Origin of the sequence: Flagellimonas alvinocaridis, from assembly GCF_004916895.1 — a bacterium.
Taxonomy (GTDB): domain Bacteria; phylum Bacteroidota; class Bacteroidia; order Flavobacteriales; family Flavobacteriaceae; genus Flagellimonas; species Flagellimonas alvinocaridis.
Genome location: NZ_SNTZ01000003.1, coordinates 74,934 through 99,359 on the forward strand (window position 1 = coordinate 74,934; position 24,426 = coordinate 99,359).

The window sequence follows — 24,426 nt, forward strand, 5'->3', positions numbered from 1 at the left end:
TTCGATCATAGATCAACGCCTCTTTTTTATATAACCATACCAAATCAATTCAAAAAACATGTCATATAAACGTATAGGCCTTTTACTTGGTCCGATTCTGTTTCTTCTCATTCATTTCTTTTTTAGCGGGGAGGGTCTCTCCTCCCAAGGAAGGGATATCTTGGCCGTTACCGTATGGATAGGTGTTTGGTGGATTTTGGAGGTGCTTCCGATAGCTGCCACGGCGCTGCTTCCCATTGTTTTGTTTCCCATGTTGGGGGCACTGGGCCTAGAGGAAACCACAGCTAACTATGGCCATAAATATGTTTTCTTGTACATGGGTGGGTTTATGTTGGCTATGGCCATAGAAAAATGGAACCTGCACAAGAGAATCGCATTGCATATCATAAGGGCCATTGGTACCAATATGTATACCATTGTATTAGGATTTATGGTGGCTACTGCGTTTCTTTCCATGTGGATATCGAACACGGCCACTGCAGTGATGGTAATGCCGATGGCCATATCCATTGTAAAACAGTTAAAGGACAATCCACAGACCGCCAAGGACGAAAATGCTGTTTTTGGCAAGTTGCTGATGCTTTCCATCGCATATTCGGCATCCATTGGAGGGATAGCAACATTGATAGGTACCCCACCCAATCTGGTTTTTGCCGGTTTTGTACAGAAGGCCTATGGGTTGGATATCAGTTTTTGGCAATGGATGAAGTTTGGACTTCCGATATCGATTCTACTGTTGATTTTGGCATGGCTATACCTTACGCGGATTGCCTACCCGTTGCGGCAAGGAAGATTTCCTGGGGGAAGGGAAGAGATCCATAGGCTTATACAGGAACTGGGACCTATGAAAAGGGAAGAAAAGATTGTTATGGCCGTTTTTGTTCTTACCGCACTCTGTTGGATAACACGGTCGTTCTTATTACAAAAGATTGTTCCTGGGATAGATGATACCATAATAGCCATTGGAGCGGCACTTGTTTTGTTCATTTTGCCTGCTGGAAAGGGTAGGAAGATGATAAAATGGGAAGAAGCTGTTCAGATTCCTTGGGGGATAATTCTGTTGTTTGGTGGAGGAATGGCCATCGCTAGTGGTTTTGAGACTAGTGGGTTGGCAATTTATCTGGGTTCACAAATGACATTCTTTGATGGATTACCCTTGCTTACGTTGATATTATTGGTCATAACCTGCATAAATTTTTTGACGGAAGTCACCTCGAATTTGGCCACTACGGCCATGATGTTGCCTGTTTTGGCACCATTGGCGGTGACCTTGGATGTTGATCCGTTCGTGTTGATGGTTGCCTGTACCACTGCCGCTTCCTGTGCTTTTATGCTTCCAGTGGCAACGCCCCCAAATGCGGTGGTCTTTGGATCGGGCTACCTTAGAATCCCCGATATGGTACGTACTGGTTTTTTAATGAATTTAATTTCCATTCTTGTGTTGGCCATTGCGGTGTATTTCCTATTGCCTCTATTTTTGAAAATATAAGAGATGGTGGAGGAATGTATGTTCACATCAAAGAGAAATTTCTAGTAACATATTGAGTGGTTTGTTAATAACCTATACCAATAATATCTTGTGACTAATTAATATCAAGGCGGATCATCGAATAATCTTTTTAATCAATATGTCAAGTTTTTTGCGCAGAAAACTTGACATGTAATTTATTTGAATATCTTTGCATTGTAATGACAATTGCAAAAAAAATAGCGGATAAAATAGCGGAACTCCCGAAGGACAGTACTTTTGGTTATGCCGATTTACCTATTCGGCCAGAAGAATATGTAACCGCTGCAAAGGCCTTGGAACGACTACAAAAAAAAGGAATTATAAGAAAATTGTCCAAAGGCATTTTTTACAAACCCAATGTAACGGTTTTTGGAGAACTAAAGCCAAGGGAAGAGGATATTCTAAGACCATATTTATACGAAGATGGTAAGCGAATAGCCTATATAACCGGAACCTCTTTGTACAATCAGTTGAACCTGACTACCCAAATACCGTCACTATACAAAATAGCAAGTGCCGAAAAGCGCATATATATTAATAGAGGCGGCATCAAAGCAAAGCCCGTAAAGAGCTACGCACCCGTTACTGATAAAAATTATAGGATGTTGGGTTTTTTGGATGCCATGAAAGACCTTAATAGCATTCCGGATGTTGATAAAAAATCCGCTATTCTTATTTTTTTAAGACGTTTAGGGAAAATGACATCCAAAGAATTGGATGTACTCATCAAGTATGCTCTCTTGTACCCACCACGGGTAAGGGCTTTGTTGGGAGCACTATTAGAACAACTTGATGTGGCAATCGATATAAAAGAATTGAAAAACTCACTTAATCCACTTACTATCTATAGATATAATTTGCGTGATACCACATTGACAACACAACCAAATTGGAATATCGTATGAATCTGCACACTAATAGTGAACTCTTTGCTGAGGCGATAAGGGCAACTGCCCAACGTATGGATATTCTAGAAATTTACGTGGAAAAGGATTATTGGATATGCTATGCCCTAAAACTCATTTATGAAAGTGCAAACAAAGATGAGGCTATATTTAAGGGGGGTACAGCTTTGTCAAAGTGTTTTAAATACATTGACCGTTTTAGTGAAGATATTGATTTGGTAGTATTGCGCAGGGAAGAAGAGACGGGGAGCCAATTAAAGAACAAGCTTAAAAGAATAACCAAGGAAATAGTAGAACCATTCGAGGAGGTGGATATTGATGGAATCACCAATAAAATGGGAATGATAAGAAAGATTGCCTATAACTATCCCAAAATCTTTGAGGGCGATTTTGGACAAGTAAGGGATACTATCATTGTTGAAGCTACGTGGTTAGGTCACTTTGAACCATATATTAAGAAGGTCGTCAATACGTATATCTATGAAATGATGGTTGACTCAAACCAAACGAAACTAGCAGAGACTTATGGATTATTACCCTTTGAAGTACTTGTGTTGGATGTCAAAAGAACACTTTGCGAAAAAATAATGAGTTTGGTCCGGTTTTCCCATACTAAAAACCCAATTGAGGATTTGAACAACAAAATTAGGCATGTATACGATATTCATCAATTATTAAAGGATGAAACGGTTCTAGGATTTTTCAATTCGGTTGCATTTGATAAAATGCTCCTAAGGGTAGCCCATGATGATACGCAAAGTTTTAAGAACAACAATGATTGGTTAAAGTACCACCCAAAACAAGCATTGATTTTCAAAGAACCCGAAAAAACATGGAACCAACTTAAAGATACCTATCGTAATGAGTTTGAGTATTTGGTTTATGGAAAATTGCCAAAAGAGGAAAGCATTTTGGAAATAATTCTGTCCATATCAAATAGACTCACAAAAATAAAATGGGAGAATGTATAATGTGGATCAAATAGTAGACCAAAACAAGGACACGAAATGCAAATCTTTAATCTACTTATCTCTACCTACCCACTATCCAGCAGAGGAAATCACTTCTGCCGTTGAATCGGTTGGATATCATTTGACCAAGAAGTAAAAGGAATGTCCAGAAGAATAGATTTAATGGTTCGAATAGGATTAGGGTTACCTTGATCCTATTCGGATTGTATAAGTTTTTTCGATTTCTGCCTTACGACCGTGTGATGACCGAGGAGTTCATTGCTGTTTACAAAGGACTATTGGCCAATAAATTTATAATGCCAGCAGTGGGTGTGGTGGAACTGTTACCAGGTATACTTTTGGTCGTTGGTAGATGGGTGATTGTTGCATTGTTAGCTATGATTTCTATTGCTTTTGGAATCATGGGTTTTCACTTTGCAGTGGATATACAGGGCATTTTTTGGGGAATTTTGATAGCTTTTGGGCTTGTTTACCGTCTTTCAATGCATTTTTCTAACGTTGGATACCTAAAGGAAGTGGATACCAATGGTTGAATATCGTGATTTTCCATAAACCGCAACCAATATTTGAATTTATTGGTTTTTGAAAATTCATTTACAATAATATGTAAAGTTCAATTTTTTGTTTGTAATTGCCCCAAGGTGTCTTTGGCTTTTAAATTAAAGGGATATCAATCCGGAATATAAAGGGTAAGCGATATTTGAGGAAGAACGTTTCAATCTTTCATGGGTAAATTCCCTTACCTTGAAGGTGTATAGGATACGTAAAGTCAATGGTCTCAAAAATCATTAGTATGCGTTTTACCAAGTAGGGTTTGGTTCTCTGGGTGGTCAATATCCCGCAGCGGTATCGTCCCCTCGTTTATCCGCCCCGCCCTCAAGTCTGCCGTCTTCCAGCACTCGGATGGCGTCTACCTTTCCTATGATCCGGGTCCTGCCCTCATTGATTTGGTAGCCTTTTGCCTTTAGGGTTTCAATGGTTTCCAAAGGAAAGCCTTCGGGTTCGAACACGACTACATCGGGCATCCATTGGTGGTGGAACCGCGGAGCGTTCACGGCATCCTGCATGCTGAGATTGAACTCGTGGACATTGAGTATGGTCTGGGCCACGGCCGTGATGATCGTGGAACCTCCAGGGGTGCCGACGACCATGTACAGCTGGCCGTCCCTTTCCACTATGGTCGGTGACATACTGCTCAACATTCGTTTCTCGGGTGCAATACTGTTGGCCTCGGAGCCAGGAAGACCGAACATATTGGGAACACCGGGCTTGGTACTGAAATCATCCATTTCATTGTTCAGGAAAAATCCCAAGGCATCAATATAAAGTTTGGAACCGTATCCACCGTTCAGGGTCGTGGTCGCACTGATGGCATTGCCCTCCGCATCGATAATGGAGTAGTGGGTGGTCTCGCTGCTTTCCACAATTTCCACCGTTCCATGGCCTACTTCCGCGGACGGGGTGGCCCTATCAAAAGTAAAATCGGCCATTCTGCCCTTTAAGTAGTCAACGTCCATCAGCCCCGTATAGGGAATGTCCACGAAATCGGGATCGCCAAGGTAATGGTTCCGGTCCGCATACGCTCTTCTGGAAGCTTCGGTGAACAATTGGATGGCCCTAGTCGAATTGTGGCCATAGCTAGCTATATCATAGGGTGCTATCATGGTAAAGATCTGATCCATGGTCATCCCGCCACTGCTGGGGGGACCCATCGAGATGATCTTGATGTCCTTGTAGTCGAAAACAATGGGCGTTCTCCACTTGGCCTCATACCTGGCGAGATCCTCCTCCGTGATCACACCTCCCTTTGCCTGTACATAGGCCGCTATTTTTTGGGCTACCTCCCCTTTGTAGAACCCATCATGTCCCTCGTTCATGATCTTTTCCAAGGTGGTGGCCAATGCCGGGTATTTGATGGTATCACCAGCTTTGTACACGGTCGCGAATTTGGTGCTGTCACTATTCGCTTCAATGAATCGTTTTCGGGTACCTTCCAATCTTTTGGCCTGTTTTTCGGTGACCACCACCCCTTTTCTGGCCAAGGCAATGATGGGTTCCATGATTTCGTCAAGGGGCAGTTTTCCGAATTTCTTGTGGACTTCCAGAACCCCGGCCACGGTACCTGGGACACCTACGGCGGTTCCCCCGGAAGTACTCAGTCCAGGGATGACATTGCCCAGGGAGTCGAGATACATGTCCCTGTGGGCGGCCAATGGAGCCTTTTCCCTGTAATCGATACTTCCCACTTCACCATTGCTCTTGCGATAGACCATAAAGCCCCCGCCCCCGAGGTTTCCCGCAAAAGGGTAGGCCACCGCTAGGGAAAGTTCGGTGGCTACCATGGCATCGAAAACATTCCCGCCTTTTTTCATGATTTCAACGCCTATCTCCGAAGCTTCCCTACGTGCAGAGACCACCATGGCATTTTCCGTGACCAGACCTGTCGGTTCGGCAGGTAACTCACGGGTACAGTAGGTAAATAGTAGTAAGGGAAGAAAATATAGAATTCTTTTCATGGGTTTATTTTTAAGGTACTTGAAATTGCTTTTCTGGATTCCGGGTTTTGCCCTTTTGGCCGGGTCATGGCATGTCCTTGATACGCTCCAACATGATTTCCATAAGTGCTTCAGCGCCTTTCTCGGCCTTTTCCTTTAAAAAATCCCTTGGGGTATTGTCCCCGACCTCAAAGACCAAGGCCTCGGCACCATGTTTTACGAAGAAATAGTTCCTTGATACCGTGGTAGGGACCAAATCCCCATTGGGCTTGATATTGGGGTCGTATCCCTCGATGCGCTCCTTTAAGCCATCCAGCCAGGTGGAGACCAAATTGGGCATGTTTCCATGGAGCTCCGGATCCACAGTATAGTAGATATCATCCCAGGTGGAATGGAAATCTATGCCGAAATAGAACTTCCCTTGGGTCTTCTCGACCATCCCCTCCATGAAATCCTTGACCGCAGAGGTCTCCGGTTGGTTAAAATTGGCCCAATCCCGGTTGAGGTCTATCCCGCCTGTATTATGTCTCCAAAACCCATTGTCGACCCCGTCAGGGTTCATTAAGGGGACCACATAGATGGCAAATTCCTTTCGGAACTTTTTGGCCAATTTGGTATCCGAGGAAAGGGTCTCCACAAAGGATTTCATGGTCAGGTACCCTGTTACCTCAGGGGGATGCTGTCTGGAAATGATCATGATCATATTTTTGGAGTCCGTATCACCAATGCTGAGCAAATTGAGGTTCCGGCCCTCACGGCTCTTTCCAATGGTGCTCTTGGTCACGAACTTTTTCTGGGAAATACTGTCCATCCAGGCATTGACCCGGGCCGAATTTTCCAATTCTTGGCCAGCGACCCAGAGCGTATCGGGGCCCACTTCCAAACGCATTTTGACCTTTTCCGGCAAGGAGCCGGGGCCAAAGGCCCTATCTCCCTTGCCGATCTCCTCATAACGAAGGGAATCCAATGCGGTCCAGTGCACTCCGTCATGGCTGAGCTTTGGATAGTACCTGTGTTTGTTGTTCGCTTGATAGGTCAGCCATACGTCAATGGTCATAGGACGCTTTCCCCAAACCTTGAACGCATACCACGGACTGGTATTGATCGGAGTGTTCTCCGAAGTGATCAATAGGGTATAGGTACTGTCATTGTTCTGGACCAAGCCGTTCAACCGGGCACCGTCGAACTCATTGGAGAAGGTAATACCTTGATCCGGAAAGGCAAACTGTCCCTTCCATTGCTTTTGGACCGGTTTGGAATCCGTTGGTACGGCGTTCACAGGGGGTTGGCCCTGGAACCGTTGTTCTTGGCCAAATAGGTTCGCTATGGCCAACAGGCTTAGGAGTACAAAGATTCTTTTCATAATAGGATTTTTAAGCTAGTTGTTTTTGCAGTTCAATTTTCTTGAAATAGGATGCAGTGGCCGCATTGATGCGCGGTGCCAATAAAATCGCCGAAACCATGGTGGGGATGGACATTAGGGCAAAGCTGATATCGATGATGCCCACGACACCGGCCAAGGAGGAAACCGAGCCAAGGAATATGCCCGCGATATACAGGTAGTTATAGGTGTTCCGATATTTGGATCCAAACAGGAATACCACACATTTTGATCCGTAATAGGAATAGGTGAACAAAGAGGTCAATGCGAATATGGCCACAATAAAGATCAACAACGGGGCACCTATTCCAGGCATGGCAGAAACGAAAGCATCCAAGGTAATGGATACACCACTGAGGTCTGAACGCTGCCAACTTCCCGTGACCAAGATGGCAATGGCGGTCAAGGTACATACCACTATGGTGTCGATAAAGGGTCCCAACATCGCTACCAGTCCTTCCTTGATCGGTTCGGTGTTCTTTGAGGCACCATGTGCCAATGGGGCAGTGCCGATACCTGCCTCATTTGAAAAGGCGGCCCTTCGTACCCCCATGATGATGATTGCACCCAGGCTTCCCCCCAACACCGCATCGCCGGTCATGGCATCTCTAAATACGTCCATTAGGACCGGAATGATCCTACCATGGTTGACCACCAAAATATAGCTTACCGATAAAAAATACAGGGTGACCATAAAAGGCACCAGTCGACTGGCCAGGTTTGCTATGCGCCTGATCCCGCCAAATATGACCAGACCCACCAAAATGCTGATGGCGATCGCCACCATCGAAAGGGTCAGCCCCTTGGATGGTCCCATAAATGAGGGGGGCATCACTTCAACGATGACCTGGGTCAACTGGTTTGCCGTAAAAATGGGAAGTGAGCCAAAGATGCCAGCCATTGAAAAGAAAATGGCAAGGGGTTTCCATGGTTTGCCTAGACCATTGACGATGACATACATGGGGCCCCCTTGGGATTCCCCTGAATCATCGGTACCTCTGTACATGACGGCAAGGGAACAGGTATAATATTTGGTCGCCATCCCGATCAATGCACTGATCCACATCCAGAAAAGGGCACCAGGCCCACCCATCGTAATGGCAATGGCCACTCCTGAAATATTACCCATGCCCAAGGTGGAGGACAAGGCTGTGGTCAATGCCTTGAAAGCACTGATCTGTCCAACATTCGAGGCCGTCTCGTACTTTCCCCTGATGACCTGTAGGGCATGCCAGAAATGCTTGAACGGCAATAACCTGGAATACACCAAAAGATATAGTCCGCCACCCGCCAACAGCAGTAATAGGGGAAATCCCCAAATCCAGTCACTGATCCCGGTTATCGTTGCTTCAATTTTTCCCATCTGCTTATTCGTTCTGGTCGAATTTGGCGGAATAGCGTTTGTAGTCCAATTGTTGTGGTCCTTCCAAATCGATCTGCTTGCCGCCAATAAATGCCAAGGTCAAGGCATTGGTCTGTATATCGAGTGCATCCCCCTTGGATACAAATAGACTGGCCACCTTGCCCACGGCAATGGATCCCAGCTTATCGTCAATTCCCAGAATTTTTGCGGGATGCAAGGTAATGGTCTTCAGGGCTTCCTCCTTGTTCATCCCAAATGCCACCGATGTCCCCGCATAAAAGGGCAGATTGATGGAGTTGGACAACGATCCCACATGGTACATGGATACCTCGATGCCCATCCGTTGCAATTTTGTTGGCAAACCATAAAAGGCATCATAGTCCATATCATCGTTTCTGGGGAGGTTGTAGGTAGGCGGGACAATCACCGGAATTTTGTTTTCCTTGAGAAAATCGACAACTTCCAGGGAACCCTCAGAGGCCACCAAGGAGATTTGGTCAATGCCAAAGGACTTGGCAAAGGTGATGCTCTCTATGATTTCCTTGGGTTCATTCACATGGATGACAAGTACCCTTTCTTTTTGGAACAGATCCGTTAAGGCCTCCAACTTCAAATTGGTTTGGGCAGTGGGCATTTGTTCGTATTGCTTGGCATCGGAGAACAATTTTTCCAATTCACCGGTGATCTTTTCGTAAGAAGTATTGGGGCGGAGCATCCTGCTGTTCGTCTCGGCATCATAATAACTCGATAGGGCAGAGGGCCAATCGAGGTGTATGGCCGCAGCCCTTTTGAATACAGCTTCCTCCCAGTTCCAGCCATCCAAGGACATTACCGATGAGGTGCCTGGAATGACACCTCTTGATCGAATCGATTCAATGTAAAGAACCCCATTGAACCGCAAAGGTGGAAGAAAAGTTGATGTCATATCAAAGGCGTAGACTGTTTGTAGGTTGGGAAGATAATCCCCTTCCTCCAAGGTATCATTGGTATGCGGAACGCCACTGATTTCGTTGATACCGATAATGGAATTCAAAAGGATAAAACCCGGATATACCTGTTGTCCGGTTATGTCTATGATCTTATAATCGATCCCATTGGCGTCCAGATCGGAGGCTTTGCCCAAAAAGGTAATGGTTCCCTTGTCAAATCCAACCGCGGTGTCCTCCAATACCCGGCCATCCCCGGTATGAACGGTCCCCCCAACCAAAAGGATGGGAGTTTCCTGCTCCTTGGCAACCATCGGAAGAATCTGGGCATCCAATCCTTCCAAAAGGCTCGAAAGGATCAGTATCATGGTCAATATCGTATAAAATGTCTTGTTTTTCATGTTCTTAATTATTTAGTTCTGCATCTCTAAGGACTCACAATGGAATTCCACCCGTTCCAAGGATATTCTGGTTGATACGTTCTCGGTACCTTCCAACCCTTCCATTTTTTTGAGGAGCCTGGCACGCTCTTTTGAATTCTCCCTGCGCAACTGCGCATCCTTGGCCAGATCAAAATAAATGGCCCCTTCAATGATGGTCTTTTCAGGTTTGGAATAAAGCGACAGTGGATCTCCTGTCCAAAGGACCACATCCGCGGATTTACCGACTTTGATGCTTCCCATGGTATCGTCCAGGTGCAAGAGCCTTGCCGGGTTCAAAGTGACCATTTTAAGGGCTTCCTCTGGTGTGAGCCCCCCATATCTGACCATCTTTGCGGCCTCATGGTTCAAGTGTCGCATTGTTTCACCACTATCCGAGTTCAATGCAGTGACCACACCTTCACGGTCCATGATGGTGGCATTGTACGGGGTCCCGTTCCTAGCCTCCCATTTATAGTTCCAACGATCGGAAAATGTGCTGCCCCCGACCCCGTGTTCCTTCATTCGGTCCGCGATCCGATAGCCCTCCAAGGCATGGGTGAACGTGTTTAGGGCAAAACCAAACCGTTCCGCCACCTCCATCAACATCAACATTTCCTTATCCTGGTAGGAGTGGGCCGTAATGAACCGTTTCTTCTCCAAGATTTCCAACATGGTCTCGTGCAGAATGTTTTTACGGGGTTCCACTGCGGTCCTTTTTTCCTTTGTGCCCAAGCTTCTATATGCATCCCATTCCTTTTTGTAATCCAAGGCCTCGGTGAAGGCATTGGTATAAAATTGTTCCACGCCCATCAAGGACCTTGGAAATCGTATGGATACGTTGTTTTTTGAACGTTTCACGTTCTCTCCAAGGGCAAATTTGATGAAGGGGTCAGCGCCCTGGATCAACAATCCCTTGGCATCCTCCCCCCATTTGAATTTTACTAGAGCGGACTGGCCCCCAATGGGATCCGAAGATCCATGTAGGAGCTGCGCCGCAACGACGCCCCCGGCCAAAGCCCTATAAATGCCCGGGTCATCGGGGTCGACCACGTCCTGCATCCGGACCATTCCCGAATTTGGTGCCATTTCATTGATACCGCCCAAGGCAATATGGGAATGCTCATCAATGATTCCAGGGGTCAGGTGCTTGCCCGTACCGTCCAATACCAAGGCATCCTTGGCACTGAGATCGGTCCCGATCTTGGCAATCTTGCCATTTTCAAGAAGCACGTCCGTGTTCATGAGGATTCCTTCATCTTCGTTCGTCCAAACGGTGACATCGGTGATTAAAATGGATCGGGATGCAATCTTTTCCGGACTGCCAAAGGCCAAGAATGGATAGAATACCTCACCCAAGTCGACAGGATCCTTATCCTGTACCTTTTGAGCTCCCAAGGTGCCCTTTCCTTTTTCTTTCATCCGGGCGGTCCAAGGTTGGTCCTCCCCAAAGTTCAGGGTGCCAGTACCGTTAAGCACGGTCATTCCATTTTCTTGTTTGGTCCAACCTTTCAGATTGTATTGGCTTCCCTTGACCGTGAATTTAAGGACAGGTAGGTCCCCATCCATTTTAAATTCCACTTTTTCCTTTGATCCATCGGACAATGTCAATTCGGCTTGGTACTTGGGACCTTTTTCGATAATGGACAATACGGCCTTTAAGCCACCTACGGATAGGTCATATTCCCCAAGGATCGATTCGGAAATGGGTTCGTTTACCACATAGGGTTTCCCTTCGATCCAGTTGTCCATAATTTGAGTGCCCGGTTCAAAAAGATCACCGTCCGTAACGATGAAGTTGGCCATTTTACCGGCTTCCAAAGTGCCCATATCCTGGTCAACGCCCAACCATTTGGCCGGAACGGTGGTCAAAGAGGAGAGTGCAGCCGTTTTGCTCAGGCCATACGCCACTGATTTTCTCAGATTTTTCAAGAAGTCAGGAAGATTTTCAGGTGGAAAGGAGGTGATGGCAAAGGGAATGCTGTTCTTTTCCAAAGATGCCGGGTTTGTAGGGGCCAGTTCCCAATGCTTAAGATCGGCCAAGGTGATTTTCTTGGTGATGTAGGGGTCACTCACATCATAGGCCTTGGGAAAGTCGATCGGTATGATCATGGGAGCCCTCATGTCCTTCACTTCCATAATCCGTTGATATTCGTCTCCACCTCCCTTTATAATGAACTCAAACCCGAATTCATCCGCTATTTTATCGGCCCTTAAGACTGTCAACCAACCATCGGCCTCCATGATTTTAGGTAAGTTCCCATTGGCCAGCATGGCATCCAACGACAGGTCCGAAAATGGGCTGTCGGTTTGTGCGCCATACCACTTGGCATCGTAAAAGGTCTGACGCAAAAGGGCAATGGTCCCCATAGCGGAAATGGGATAGTCCTGGGTCGAGGTGCCCTTGTCAAAAGAGTAATGGTCGGCCACCTTGGAATTGATGACCAAATTGTTTTCCGTATCCTCGCCTAGGGCTACTAGGGCAGCGGTTCCCCGCGCAATTCCATCCCTTCTGATGGACGCCATGGCACCAAATCCTTGGGCCCTCCATTTGGAGGCAAGCTTTTTGTCCACGGTAAAGTTTTCGGAACTGTTGTATTGCGATTTTATGGCCTCGTTGGCATTGTAGGGTCCCTTGGTATTGGACTGTATCTGTTCCCTGCTGAGAACAGGGTTCCTGAATGGGGGACGTTTTACCTCGGGTTGCCCATATTCCCCAAACATGTCTATAAAAGAGGGATAGATATAACGTCCACTGAGATCGATTTCCAGATAGCCGTTGGGTACCTGGTTCCCCGCTTGTACCGAAACGACCTTACCGTCTTGGATGACCAACATCGCATTCTCCATCACTTGCGTTGGGGCCGTGACGATGGTTGCATGGGTGAGGGCCACCCTGTCCGGGCGCGCATCGAGGACATCGTTTTTGGGAAAGGTCTCCTGTGCGAGTGAACTCCCCATAGATAACATGATACCTAAAAAAAAGAGGTATCCAAAGGTTTTTTTCATCTTCATTGTTGGTGATTTTATCATTTATTTGGTTTTAGATTTCGAACCATTGGTCCAGGTCCAGTCTTTGGTTGGATTCGGACTTGTGGTAAAAGGTATTGCTCATTGGATCGTAATCATATGCTTTGGCCATTTCAGCACCATGCTCCGCTATTTCGCGAAGTGCATCCAGTATAAGGTCCAGTTCCCCATCCGTCATAGTGGGATGGAGTGAGAGACGGATCCACCCAGGTTTGTCCTTAAGGTTTCCGTGCTCGATCTGGTCGGTAATGTGCCGTGATCGTTCCTGGGTGACCTCCAACAGTATGTGGCCATAGGTGCCGGCACAGGAACAGCCGCCCCGGACCTGGATTCCATAGTGGTCGTTCAATAATCGGACCACCAGATTGTAATGGAGATGTTCCACATAAAAGGAAAAGACCCCTAGTCGGTACCTGACTTCCGGTGCGAATACATGCAAGCCCTTGATCTTTGGCAACTCCTCGAAACATTTCCTTGTAAGTTCATTTTCCCGTTGCCGGATCTGCTCAATGCCCATTTTTTCCTTCAGAGCGATCGACAGGGCTGTCCTTATGGTCTGTAGGAATCCAGGCGTACCACCATCCTCCCGGGCCTCAATGCTTTCAAAAAAACTGTGCCCCCCCCAAGGATTCGTCCATTTTACCGTTCCACCACCTGGATTGTCCGGAATCCGGTTCTTGTAAAGCGCCTTGTCGAAAACCAAAACGCCTGAACTGCCAGGCCCCCCTAAAAACTTATGTGGGGAGAAAAAAATGGCATCCAATTTCCTTGCCTTGTTCTCCGGGTGCATATCAATCTGGACGTAGGGTGCTGATGCGGCAAAATCCACAAAACAGTACCCGTCGTGTTCATGCATGATTTCAGCCAACTCATAATAGGGGGTTCCCACCCCCGTGACATTGGAACAGGCCGTAAAGGAACCGATCTTGAGTTTTCGGTCCCCATATTTACGAAGTTCCCTGCGCAATTGGCGTGTATCGACGAACAGGTCTTCTGTAGGCTGTAACAATACGACATCGGCCATGGTCTCCAACCAGGTCGTCTGATTGGAATGGTGTTCCATATGGGTCAAAAAAACGACAGGTCTTTCGGTCTCTGGAATCGAGAGGGAATTCTTGAACTTTTCTGGGAGCTTTAGCCCCAAAATACGCTGAAACTTGCAGAGCACCCCGGTCATACCGGTGTCAGTGGTAATAATGACATCTTCCTCGGTGGCATTGACATGTTCCTTGATCCGGTGTTTAGCCTCCTCGTAAAGATTGGTCATCAATTTCCCGGTAAAAGTGGTCTCGGAATGGGTGTTCCCGACAAAGGGACCGATTTTTTTTTTCATGATATCCTCTATGGGGCCATATAACCTACCGCTCGCGATCCAATCCGCATAAACGATCTTTTTGGTCCCAAAAGGGGTTTCGATATTTTCGTCGATACCGATAATATTTCTTCGAAAGGAATTGAAGTACGATTCCAATGATGTTTCTTTTTTCAAGATTATTATTATGAAAAGCTACCCTTTATCCAATCCAACTCAACAAACTACTAATTCAAATATTTATGGCAATGTGTTGAAGACCCCATACGATAAGGCCTAAGTTTCTATTTTTACTTGTTTTGTATTGATGGATAAGGGCAGCTTTATTGATTAATTAATTTTCACAGAATGCGATATTCTGTAAACCCTATTGTACTGGATTCTTCCCGGCTTATCGGTCAGTTATTGCCTCTAGGGAAAAATCCCGGGCACTGAATTTTGTTTCAGTCCATATAGGATTCCACAAAGTCCAAATAAGTAGTGATGGATTCCGCAAAGGCTTTGGAAAAGTTTTTCCGGTTCTCCTCACTGTCACGGACCCCTTGGAAATTGGCCTCTATCTGCATCCCGAAAACTTTGGGGTGGTCGTAAGCGGTATATCTTCTAGTGTTATATCCTCCGTTGAAGTAGGGCTCGCCCTCCTTGGGATAGGGGTCGCCTTGGCTTGGAACCGCAGGGAAACCGGCTCGTTCCATAAGGGTTCCGAAAGCGTTTTCCCCGGTCAAGAGTTGGTTGAGTCCCAATTGTGGGTTACCCTTTAATAGGTTCCGTACCGAAGTGTTTCCGCCAATTTCAGACTCGGAACTTTCCCCTTCCCTTAGTTCCGTGAGGGCAGGTGTCCTAAGTAGGTACCCCAACTCCAAACGTTTTACTTTATGGCTTTGGCCGTGAAGGTCGATGTACATCACATATCCGTATTTTTTGATGGCCGCATCCAAGGCCTCCTCGATATGCTTGTGATATTGTCTCCAGGTATACTCCATTTGTGGGTTTCCACAGGTGGCCTCCTCCAGGTCCCGGTTAAAATCGATCTTACTCCTTGCCAATCGGGCAATGACCAGGTATGGTTTTTTGCCATGGACCTTGAACGCATTCTCTATTTCCAGTGCGAGCTCGACCGTATTGTTGTCCATTACCTTCGCGCCACAATCCCTGTCCTTGATCTTCTCAGGAGATATGGTGCCCCCATGTGGGGCACTGATGACCAAAGGGATGTTGCCCTTGACGGTTTCCAGCCAGCTGTCCTCGAATATTTTCCGGCCTTCGGACAAAGCCTTTTTGTCCGAACCGTCCGATGTGCTTTTGCCACCAGCGCACTGCACTTGAAGAAGTGCAGTGGCAACTAGAAGGCAAATGAGCATGTTTTTCCCAATCTTTCCTTGAAAAAATAGATCCCTATGCATTTTTCGGTGACTTAATTTTTCAATTATTGATTGACCTTGGTAGGTTCATATAAACCAGGGTCTGCCGGGGCCATTGGATTGGAAAGGACCTCGTCCTGGGGATACAACATACGCTCCACGTTTTGTGTACTGGTCGGTACGTTCAAAGGAAAAGGCACCGCTACGTCCGAATCATTCTTCTTTAACCTGCGTGCATCATCAAATGGCATGAAGGTCGTAAACCCTGAAACATAACGTTCTTCGATGATTTCTCTGAGCAAGGCGGTTTCCGGGTCTGTTCCGTCCATATTCTCCATGCCACCGGAATCGAAGTCCCCGGCTACATAAGCGTCATATAAATAGGGTTCTGCTGAAAAATTCGAATTTAGAAAACTACCGGTGTTCAAAAAGGCACGCAACTCGTTCAAATGTCCCAAACCAATTTCGAAACCTTGGGTACGGGCACCGGCTTCTGCCAATATGAGCATATTTTCCTGAAATGTTATCATGGGTTGCGGCTCCAGTTCCTGTGCCACACCCAGATTTCCGTCCGCATCCGATTGGTCGATAACATAATACATACGCCTTGCCGTTTCATCGGTCTTGGCATTGTTCCGGGAAATTCCACTGGTATCGTCCAAGAGCTGCATCAAATAACTGTCCCCGGTCCCTGTGTTCGGACCACTGGCCAAAACAATGTAGTATTTGTTTTTGGTGGCGTTTTGCCCCGTAACATCAAGGGGATTGAACATCATGTTGTTGTTGCTAGAGGAAATCCCGTTCAAGGCTGCACTATAGGCTTCGCCATACGCTTTGGTATGCATAAAGTAACGAGCTTTCAGGGTCCATGCGGATTCGAGCCATTTGTCGCGGTCACCTTGGAAGATGTAATCCTCCAAAACCCCAAAACCGGCAGCACCCTCCAAATCTGCTATGGCACTGTCCAACAGTATCTGTAACTGTTCAAAAACATAGAGTTGGTCATCGAATTCAGGGTTTTCTATATCGCTCAATGCTTGTGAATAGGGGATATCTCCGAACAAGGAAGCATAAGTGCCCACCAAATGGGCCTCTACCACCTTGGAGATACCCAATAATAGGGGGTTGTCTGATGCTCTTTCCTGTATCACCCGCACTGGGGTCAATACACTTTGGTACCCATCCCAATCAAAGGTATTGTTAGCGACATTGTATTGGAACCGTTCCAGTTCCACTTGTTCAAAGCCGACCAGTTGTCCCGACCAATACCCCGCCATCCTGCTATAGGCGCCCAATTGGATTCCAATGTTCGAAAGCTCCGCGCCGTTTAGGAAAAGGCCTGGGTCGATATCATTCAGGGTTAACTGGTTGGGATTTTCATTGAGATCATCGACCATTTTTTCACAACCAAAAAAAACGAAAGCCGTGAAAATCAAAAGAATTTGTATATATGTTGATTTCATGATTATTAAGTTTTAGAAATTGGCTTGAACGTTGAAAAGAACCGAGCGTGTTCCAGGATTATTGAAGTAATTCATTCCGAAGGCATTGCTGACGCCATAGTTATTGGTCTCTGGGTCTACATCCTTGATTCCGGTCCAGAGGATCAAATCCCGCCCTGTCACCGATATCCGGAAGGAATCCAGTGCCAGTTTTTTACTCAACTTAAGGCCTGAAAATGTATACCCAAGGGTCACGTTACGGAGCTTGGTCCACGTGGCATCCTCGATGAACAGGTCATTGGTCTTGTTGAAACCAAGGCCACCTCCGATACCGCGATACCAAGATTCATCCAACAGGACATCCCCACCACCAAAGTCGGCAATGTTCCCCCTTACCGTGGTTCCGGCTAGGATTACATCTCCATTGACATTGACAAGGTCCTCTGTTAGGGTAACCTCCTGGGCTACATCCTTGTGTACGCCAAACCCATATAATACCACTCGTGTTCTATTAATGAAATCGCCACCTTGGGAATGTTCGAACAAGAAGCTGAAGTCAAGACCTTTAAAGTTTAGTTGCATGCCGATGCCTCCCCTCCAATCGGGATTTGGATCTCCGAGTACGCGGCTTTCCGTATCCAATTGTGGAAAACCGTTGGCATCCAAAGCCAAACTATTGTCCTCATTTCTTAGGGTTCCTGGCAAGAAAAAGGAACTCATCGGATATCCCTTGACGGCTTTTGATGTTCCTCCAATATCCACGGTTTCGGCTCCAGCAATATCCACAACCATATTTTCGTTGTTGTTGTAATTGGTGTTGATCGAAAGTTTGAGGTCATCGGTTTCGATTAACTTGCCAGTAAGATCGACTTCAAGACCTTTGTTCTCGATGACCGCGGCGTTCTTATAGTTAAAGTTGAAACCGGAACTCGGATTGGCTTTGACGGCAAAGAGGATGTCCTTGGTTTCATTTCTATAATAGGTAAACCCTAATCCCACTCGGTCTTTAAAGAACCGTAAATCGGTACCAACTTCCCACTCTGTCTTAATCTCTGGTTTCAGATTTGGATTTCCTTTTTCCGAATCGACCATAAAACTTCCACCAAAAGAGGAAAAACCCGTAGTGGCCAAAGTCTCGAATTTATAGGGAGCCGGTTGGATGCCTACTTTTCCCCATGCTGCCCTAAGCTTTCCAAAACTCAGGAAATCAGAGGAACCGACCAGATCACTGAACTGCCAGGCAAGGTCTACTGAAGGATAGAAAAAACTCCCTTTTATGGTTGAAGAGGCTTCCAAGGCTCCTGAAAAATTGAAAAACAATTGACCATAAAGATTTATTCCCAAAATACCATAACCACGGTTTGAGCGAATATGCTGAAGATTACGATTCCAAGAACTGGCCGCTTGATCTGGATTGAGATCTGGTGTGGGTAACCTTGAATCAACGGCAAAAGGACTTATTGTATTTGTATTGATAACTCTTTTCCGATCATTGAAGTTAACACCGAACGTGGCGGATACCCCTAAATCATTGCTAAAGTCATGTGTAGCAACTATAATTCCATCTAAATTGAACTCCTTACTGTTAATATCCGTCTGACTCCAATACCCGCTACTTCGAAGGCCACTAGCCGAACCGATTGGATAAAATTGACTTCTTGCATCCGTATAATAATCCAGACCGCCCCTTAAAATGACTTTTAGCCAATTGACAGGGTCAATGGTCAACTCGGGATTGATGATGAAACGGTTGACATCATTGGGTGCTTTTTGTTCGTTTAAGGTCCATAAGGGATTGTTGTAAATGGGATTTTCAGATTCTCCCAATTGGCGTCTATAGGACCTTTGTCGATTTGTGATGATGTCTCCGTTGGATGCCGTGTAGGTTCCGATATAGTCTGTAATATCAAAATCAGGTGCGGTCCTTAAAAGCCCTAAAAGGATACCGTTGGTTGTTTCCCCGGCCTGTTCAATACGATTCGATCTAGTGTTGGTAAAGGATACTCTATTGTTCCAACTCAACCAATCTGTCATTTGGAACTTGGTGTTCAACCTAACATTTTGTCTTTTGTAATCATAATTTTTGATGATTCCTTTTTGATCCAAATTCTCATAACTAAAAAAGTAAGAGGCTCTTTGCCCTCCGCCATTTACGGATACATTGTGTTGTGAAAAGGTTCCAATACGAAAAACCTTGTCATAATTACTATCAGTAAATGTTTCTCTTGAGTTTTTTGAAATTACGGGATAATATCGATTGCCGGTTGTGCTTGACAAAAAAGATGCTCCGGATGTATCCAAGTCATCGGGCTCACCTGAGCGGTCTGTGATTTTGTCGCCCCAGGATTCTGCAAAAGAAGTACTAAAAACTCCATTACGTCCTTGTCCAAAGGAGTTCTGAAGAGGAGTTCTTACATTGATATAATCATAGGATTGTGAAAAAGTATATTGTATGGTTGGCTTTTGACCCAATTGACCACTTTTTGTAGTAATCACAATAACCCCATTGGCAGCACGGGAACCCCAAAGGGCAGCAGCTGATGCACCTTTCAAAATCTGAACTGAGGCGATATCCTTTGGATTGATGTCGTCCAATCGCGATTGTTGGCTGAGGGTGACGCCTCCAATATTGTCATTGCTCACGGGAATACCATCCAAAATGATCAAAGGCTGACTGGCACCTTGAATGGTGTTCGCACCGCGGATCTGTATGGAAGATCCAGCCCCTGGGTCACCATTGGATTTGCCGATCCGTACCCCTGATGCCTTACCTGCCAATGCATTGATAACCCCGGCTTCCCCAGATTTGGCAATGTTATCGGATTGGATAGTGGAACTTGTGGAACCTGATTCATCCTTTAGTTGCTTGGTACCAATGGCCGTTACGATAACTTCATCCAAATTACTGACACTGGGGACCATGGTCACATTGACGACGGGATTGTTCCCTACGGTTATTTCCTTGGTTTGGTAACCAATATAGGAGTATACCAAAATGTCTCCTTGGGAGGCATCGATGGCATAGTTTCCATCGAAATCGGAGGAGACCCCCTTTATTGTCCCCTTAATGACAATACTGACCCCAGGTAGGGGGGAGTTGTTCTCATCAGTAACGGTTCCTGTGATGTTAATGAAATTTGGCTTCGATGCCTTTTCTGATTGGGTGCTGATCTTTTCCGGTTCATTTTCCTTTTCTACAAGGACGATCAACTTTCTCCTGATTTCATAAGAAATATTGCTTTCGGCAAGGATAATGTCCATCAGGATATCGATTTTAACTTTTTCCACATCCACCGAAATCCTTTTGTTCAAATCCAATGTGGAATTTTTGTATAGGATATTGTAATCGGTACTCTCCTCAATTTTTTCGAAAACGGATGCTATGGATGCATTTTCCATTTTCATCGAAACGAATTTTTGAGAATATGAATTATTGGCATTGAGTTGGAACAGTGCAACCAATAAAAACAGGGCGGAAATTTTCATTTTCAAATCTATTTTAGCACTAAAATAGCTTTTGCATAGTGTGTTTTTCATACTTTTGATATGGTTTAAAAATTGGTCATTCAGTTTTTGAATTGTTTGAAAACCAGGGATTGTTCCCGCAATTCCTGGTTCTTTTTTAGGTTTAGTTCATAGGCGTTAGTCGTTTTTCTGAGTTAGTATTATTTTATCGTTGGTTATCTTATAGGCAAAATCCTTGATTCTTTGGAATCCTTGTAGGACCTCTTCAATAGTTTCCGTTTTGAAGCGACCCGTGTACCGTTCACTTTTAAGAAGGTCCCCCCTTATTTCGATGGCCACATTGTAGTGCCTCTCCAATTTTTTGGTAATGTGGATGAAATCTTCGTTCTTAAAATACAGGACACCCTCTTTCCATGCGATGTACCTGCTGACATCCACATCGGTCAACTGTATCGCTTTTTGGTCCATGGAATAAGATGCCATTTGGTTCGGTTTCAAAAGGAAATGTGATGCTTCGGAACCATTGCTCCTTTTGACCGAGAGGCTGCCCTCGACCAAGACCACTTGAACGGTTTCGTCATCGGGATAGCTGGATAGGTTAAATTGAGTGCCCAAAACTTTAGTGTCCAACTCCCTTGTTTTGACCCTGAAAGGGCGCAAGGAATCGGATTCTACCGTGAAATATGCTTCCCCTGTCAATTCTACATCCCTTGGTCCCGAAGCATAAAATGCTGTGGGATAGGTCAAGGAAGAACCGGAATTGAGATAGACCTGGGTTCCATCGGAAAGCACAATCTCGAATTTCTTCCCATAAGGTACGTTGAGGGTATTGTATACCAAGGGTTCGCCCAAATCATCATTCTCAATGCTAACTTTTTTGTATACAATCTTAGATCCATCCTGTTCAGCAATGATATTGTTTGAACGCGTGATAATTGAGGCATCCTTGTTCGATAGTTCCTTGGTCGTACCGTTGTCCAGGACAATGGTGACTTCCTGTTGGCCAACCGTCTTTGAGCTATTGTTTCTTAACAAAAGCAATGTTGATATTCCGATGAGCCCGATAAAAATGGCAGCATATCTCAACCAAGCCTGTCTTCTTTTTCTTTTGGATCGAACCAAGAGGTCAAATTTTGAAAGTAATTCCTTTTTGTACTGTTCGGCATTTTCCTGACCTAGGGACCGTGTGATCAAATAGTGAAGCTCGGCCGATTCCTTAAAGGAAGAAGGATTGTCCTTGACCCATTGGGCCAATTGCTTAAATTCATCCGGGTTTGAAGGGTTTTCAAAGAAATTGAAAATAATTTTTTTGATATGTTTATTTTTCATTATCGTTAAATGCGGATTACCAAAATGTTATTTGTGAAACGATCTGAAATTGACAAACCCTTGGTTTTAATCAAAAAATATTGATAATATTGATCGGACTTAGAAGATAGGTGCAATGGATTCCAATGATATCGGGGGAAATATTGATTTAATCTCAATCCAAAAGGGCAGTCGAAAGGAATTCGAGAAGGTTGTTGAGCTTTACTACAACGAACTCTTTTTTTATGCCAAAAGTTTATGTAGGGACGAATTGTTGGCCAAGGATTTGGTCCAAGAAGCTTTTTTTGGACTATGGAAAAAAAGGGAAACTTTGAATACAAAAACGGTCCTTAGGGGATGGCTTTACCTTTCATTGAAGAATAAATTCCTGGATCATGTAAAAAAGTACAGAAAGGAAACCTATTTTTTCGAGAGGACCTATTCGGAGACCATGGAAACCCTCTCACAACAGGATTACCAAGAAAACCTATCCAGAAAGATTGAACTGATGGATAGGGAGATTGCCTTGTTGCCCAAGAAATGTAAACAAGTATTGGTCATGAGCAAAAAGGAAGGATTGACCAATGCGGAAATTTCGGATTATCTGGACATTTCCATCAAAACCGTGGAAGGCCATCTTTCCAATGCCTATAGAATCCTCAAGGAGAAGTTGTATGAGAAATTTCAAATTTTGTTCACCGTAATCAGGTTCAGATCAAAATGATAGGGAAATAGGTCCTAACCTTGATAAACCGCGATAAGGTTGTGGCCAATTCAAACATTTGACAATCCTACCGTCACGTATTAAAGGTTTTTTTTCATCATTTTTTACATTACGAGAATTTTGCGGTTCATCTTAATAACAATGAAAATCCTGAAAGCATTAGCAAAAACAGGATGCTCTTTTTATAATGGGATTTTCCTGATATGTTGAAAGTTTTCCTACCCAAAAACTGGGCTAAAAGGAAAATGGGAAAAATAATTGCAGCGTATTTACATTGCTCAATATTTAGAATGCCACTTAAGGCCAAGGTTGGTGTTCTAGTAAGGGTAACAAGTCCCAAAATGCCAATCATCGTGGCCCTTATGGCATTGATTTTCTTGACCCTATTCTCCACACAGATGATATACAATGGTCCCCCAGTGGAGAAAACCCCTGAGAAAAAACCTGCAAGAATTCCAATACCTAGAATACCTGCGTTCCTCAGATTCAATTCTCGCTTACCTAGTAAGGAATACAACACGTAGGCAAGAATAAAGGCACCGAGCATTCTTTTTAAAAAGATTGGCTTGGAAAATGAAAGGACCAATATTCCTAAAACAACCCCTACAATTGATGTTATGGAAAGGTCAAGGATTGTCTTTTTATCAATGAAGACCCATTCCCTGTAAATCAGGAAAATACTTGAAAATACATAGAATAGGGAAATGTAGGCAATGGCCTCCGGTAATTGAAACTTCAATAATAGGATGGGAAGTGCCACGAGAGAACCTGCGAATCCCATGGCACTTTGCACATAAAACCCTGCAAAAATACCTATGGCCAATGTGATAAGTGAAAATAAATCCATGTTTCAAAAATTAAACGGCTAATCTAGTGGGTTGCAAAATGGTTTTAAAATTGAAAATTTGGAAAATGCAGGGTATTTTAATTGAATAAGTATAATTTTGACCAAAATAACGTTGAAAGGATGGTTGATGGAATAGATAACCGAATAATTGGTCTTCTGAGAAAGAATTCTAGGTATTCATTTGCCGAAATCGGCAGAATCATTTCACTTTCACCTTCATCTGTGAGGGAAAGGATTCAGAAGCTAGAGGATTTAGGCATAATCGAATTGTACAGTCTCAAGGTCAATTATGCCTTGTTGGGGTATGGGATGGAGGTCTTTATCCTTCTAAAGATTTTCGATGGAAAACTAAAGTATTTTTTGGAGGAAATCCATGACTTTGTTGAAGTGGAGGAGGCACATAGGATTACAGGCCCTTATAATATCCATATTAGAGCAATTCTGCGGGACCAAAAACATTTGCAGGACTTTGTGGACAGGCTGATCAATTATGGAAGTCCAACAACCCTTTTGATTCTATCCGATATTGAAAAGAACTTGTAATTCATAAGTTCATTGTAGTGTAAAACACAGTGTAATTCTGTGCAAATGGCATTTGGGGGATTTAACTGATTTTATTTGAGTTTAATTGTTTACTTTTAACTCGTGAAAATCATTATTTCACACGAAGATGTCCTATGGGATGTCCTATTTTGGGAAAATCGACATAATATTCTGGATATTAATGGGTTAGCGCCTCGTCAAGAGGTCAGTCATCCCGACAAAAAAGCTAGATTTTTAATCTAGCTTTTTTTATTTAGTCCCTTCCTTTAAAGGCTTAATGGATTTTGATAATGATGAATTGAGGTGGCTTGTATTTTCGGCATATCATTTTAAATCATATAAAGGTGTTTTGTCAGGATCAGACCATTACACATATGTTATAATTTTAAGATGACTTTTTCAAGCAATTGATTGCTTGCCGCAA

17 protein-coding genes are annotated in these 24,426 nt (G+C 44.5%); 6 read left to right on the plus strand and 11 right to left on the minus strand.

Annotated elements, in window-relative coordinates:
- The first annotated feature begins 58 nt into the window (after positions 1-58).
- From EZV76_RS07890 to EZV76_RS07905, 4 genes are all read left to right on the plus strand, one after another.
- Complete coding sequence (locus EZV76_RS07890; RefSeq protein WP_136566003.1) at positions 59-1,489, plus strand: SLC13 family permease; 1,431 nt, start codon at positions 59-61, stop codon at positions 1,487-1,489.
- Between the two features lie 200 nt (positions 1,490-1,689).
- The gene (locus EZV76_RS07895; protein ID WP_136566004.1) at positions 1,690-2,415 is read left to right on the plus strand and encodes a DUF6088 family protein; all 726 of its coding nucleotides are present in this window, start codon (positions 1,690-1,692) and stop codon (positions 2,413-2,415) included.
- A complete protein-coding gene (locus EZV76_RS07900; RefSeq protein ID WP_136566005.1) occupies positions 2,412-3,386 on the plus strand; it encodes a nucleotidyl transferase AbiEii/AbiGii toxin family protein in 975 nt (324 codons plus the stop codon). Before EZV76_RS07895 ends, EZV76_RS07900 begins: the two co-directional genes overlap by 4 nt.
- Positions 3,387-3,682: 296 nt before the next feature.
- Positions 3,683-3,919, plus strand: coding sequence for a hypothetical protein (locus EZV76_RS07905; RefSeq protein WP_136566006.1), 237 nt, complete (start codon positions 3,683-3,685; stop codon positions 3,917-3,919).
- 297 nt (positions 3,920-4,216) lie between these two features.
- Here the strand turns inward: EZV76_RS07905 and ggt are convergent, their stop codons facing one another.
- The 10 genes from ggt to EZV76_RS07955 all read right to left on the minus strand — a co-directional run bounded on the left by ggt (position 4,217) and on the right by EZV76_RS07955 (position 21,909).
- A complete protein-coding gene (ggt, locus tag EZV76_RS07910; protein ID WP_136566007.1) occupies positions 4,217-5,902 on the minus strand; it encodes a gamma-glutamyltransferase in 1,686 nt (561 codons plus the stop codon).
- Positions 5,903-5,966: 64 nt separating this feature from the next.
- On the minus strand, positions 5,967-7,244 hold the full coding sequence (locus EZV76_RS07915; protein ID WP_136566008.1) for a M14 family metallopeptidase: 1,278 nt from the start codon (positions 7,242-7,244) through the stop codon (positions 5,967-5,969).
- Between the two features lie 10 nt (positions 7,245-7,254).
- Entirely contained in the window at positions 7,255-8,625 is a 1,371-nt protein-coding gene (locus tag EZV76_RS07920; protein WP_136566009.1) for an alanine/glycine:cation symporter family protein, read from the minus strand.
- A gap of 4 nt (positions 8,626-8,629) precedes the next feature.
- Entirely contained in the window at positions 8,630-9,952 is a 1,323-nt protein-coding gene (locus EZV76_RS07925) for an amidohydrolase family protein (protein ID WP_136566010.1), read from the minus strand.
- 12 nt (positions 9,953-9,964) lie between these two features.
- Positions 9,965-12,985: an amidohydrolase family protein gene (locus EZV76_RS07930; RefSeq protein WP_161594394.1), complete on the minus strand. Its 3,021-nt coding sequence runs from the start codon at positions 12,983-12,985 to the stop codon at positions 9,965-9,967.
- Between the two features lie 28 nt (positions 12,986-13,013).
- Positions 13,014-14,489 carry an aminotransferase class V-fold PLP-dependent enzyme gene (locus EZV76_RS07935; RefSeq protein WP_136566012.1) on the minus strand — a complete coding sequence of 492 codons (1,476 nt, stop codon included), beginning with the start codon at positions 14,487-14,489 and terminating at the stop codon, positions 13,014-13,016.
- A 266-nt stretch (positions 14,490-14,755) separates the two neighbouring features.
- Positions 14,756-15,673, minus strand: coding sequence for an N-formylglutamate amidohydrolase (locus EZV76_RS07940; RefSeq protein ID WP_136566013.1), 918 nt, complete (start codon positions 15,671-15,673; stop codon positions 14,756-14,758).
- Between the two features lie 65 nt (positions 15,674-15,738).
- On the minus strand, positions 15,739-17,136 hold the full coding sequence (locus tag EZV76_RS07945; RefSeq protein WP_136566014.1) for a SusD/RagB family nutrient-binding outer membrane lipoprotein: 1,398 nt from the start codon (positions 17,134-17,136) through the stop codon (positions 15,739-15,741).
- A 12-nt stretch (positions 17,137-17,148) separates the two neighbouring features.
- A complete protein-coding gene (locus EZV76_RS07950; RefSeq protein ID WP_136566015.1) occupies positions 17,149-20,652 on the minus strand; it encodes a SusC/RagA family TonB-linked outer membrane protein in 3,504 nt (1,167 codons plus the stop codon).
- Between the two features lie 105 nt (positions 20,653-20,757).
- A complete protein-coding gene (locus EZV76_RS07955; protein ID WP_136566016.1) occupies positions 20,758-21,909 on the minus strand; it encodes a FecR family protein in 1,152 nt (383 codons plus the stop codon).
- Between the two features lie 115 nt (positions 21,910-22,024).
- Between EZV76_RS07955 and EZV76_RS07960 the strand changes: the two genes are divergently transcribed.
- Complete coding sequence (locus EZV76_RS07960; RefSeq protein WP_136566017.1) at positions 22,025-22,612, plus strand: RNA polymerase sigma factor; 588 nt, start codon at positions 22,025-22,027, stop codon at positions 22,610-22,612.
- 127 nt (positions 22,613-22,739) lie between these two features.
- Here the strand turns inward: EZV76_RS07960 and EZV76_RS07965 are convergent, their stop codons facing one another.
- On the minus strand, positions 22,740-23,459 hold the full coding sequence (locus tag EZV76_RS07965; protein WP_136566018.1) for a sulfite exporter TauE/SafE family protein: 720 nt from the start codon (positions 23,457-23,459) through the stop codon (positions 22,740-22,742).
- A gap of 120 nt (positions 23,460-23,579) precedes the next feature.
- On the opposite strand from EZV76_RS07965, the gene EZV76_RS07970 reads away from it, so the two are divergent.
- Complete coding sequence (locus EZV76_RS07970; RefSeq protein WP_036386927.1) at positions 23,580-24,002, plus strand: Lrp/AsnC family transcriptional regulator; 423 nt, start codon at positions 23,580-23,582, stop codon at positions 24,000-24,002.
- Positions 24,003-24,426: the final 424 nt, after the last annotated feature.

Excerpts from the sequence above, each read along its gene's own strand:
- EZV76_RS07915 (WP_136566008.1), bottom strand. The coding sequence starts at position 7,244 with ATGAAAAGAATCTTTGTACTCCTAAGCCTGTTGGCCATAGCGAACCTA.
- ggt (WP_136566007.1), bottom strand. The coding sequence starts at position 5,902 with ATGAAAAGAATTCTATATTTTCTTCCCTTACTACTATTTACCTACTGT.
- EZV76_RS07920 (WP_136566009.1), bottom strand. The coding sequence starts at position 8,625 with ATGGGAAAAATTGAAGCAACGATAACCGGGATCAGTGACTGGATTTGG.
- EZV76_RS07955 (WP_136566016.1), bottom strand. The coding sequence starts at position 21,909 with ATGAAAAATAAACATATCAAAAAAATTATTTTCAATTTCTTTGAAAAC.
- EZV76_RS07900 (WP_136566005.1), top strand. The coding sequence starts at position 2,412 with ATGAATCTGCACACTAATAGTGAACTCTTTGCTGAGGCGATAAGGGCA.
- EZV76_RS07960 (WP_136566017.1), top strand. The coding sequence starts at position 22,025 with ATGGATTCCAATGATATCGGGGGAAATATTGATTTAATCTCAATCCAA.
- EZV76_RS07945 (WP_136566014.1), bottom strand. The coding sequence starts at position 17,136 with ATGAAATCAACATATATACAAATTCTTTTGATTTTCACGGCTTTCGTT.
- EZV76_RS07895 (WP_136566004.1), top strand. The coding sequence starts at position 1,690 with ATGACAATTGCAAAAAAAATAGCGGATAAAATAGCGGAACTCCCGAAG.
- EZV76_RS07905 (WP_136566006.1), top strand. The coding sequence starts at position 3,683 with ATGCCAGCAGTGGGTGTGGTGGAACTGTTACCAGGTATACTTTTGGTC.
- EZV76_RS07940 (WP_136566013.1), bottom strand. The coding sequence starts at position 15,673 with ATGCTCATTTGCCTTCTAGTTGCCACTGCACTTCTTCAAGTGCAGTGC.
- EZV76_RS07925 (WP_136566010.1), bottom strand. The coding sequence starts at position 9,952 with ATGAAAAACAAGACATTTTATACGATATTGACCATGATACTGATCCTT.
- EZV76_RS07965 (WP_136566018.1), bottom strand. The coding sequence starts at position 23,459 with ATGGATTTATTTTCACTTATCACATTGGCCATAGGTATTTTTGCAGGG.
- EZV76_RS07970 (WP_036386927.1), top strand. The coding sequence starts at position 23,580 with ATGGTTGATGGAATAGATAACCGAATAATTGGTCTTCTGAGAAAGAAT.
- EZV76_RS07890 (WP_136566003.1), top strand. The coding sequence starts at position 59 with ATGTCATATAAACGTATAGGCCTTTTACTTGGTCCGATTCTGTTTCTT.
- EZV76_RS07950 (WP_136566015.1), bottom strand. The coding sequence starts at position 20,652 with ATGAAAAACACACTATGCAAAAGCTATTTTAGTGCTAAAATAGATTTG.
- EZV76_RS07930 (WP_161594394.1), bottom strand. The coding sequence starts at position 12,985 with ATGAAGATGAAAAAAACCTTTGGATACCTCTTTTTTTTAGGTATCATG.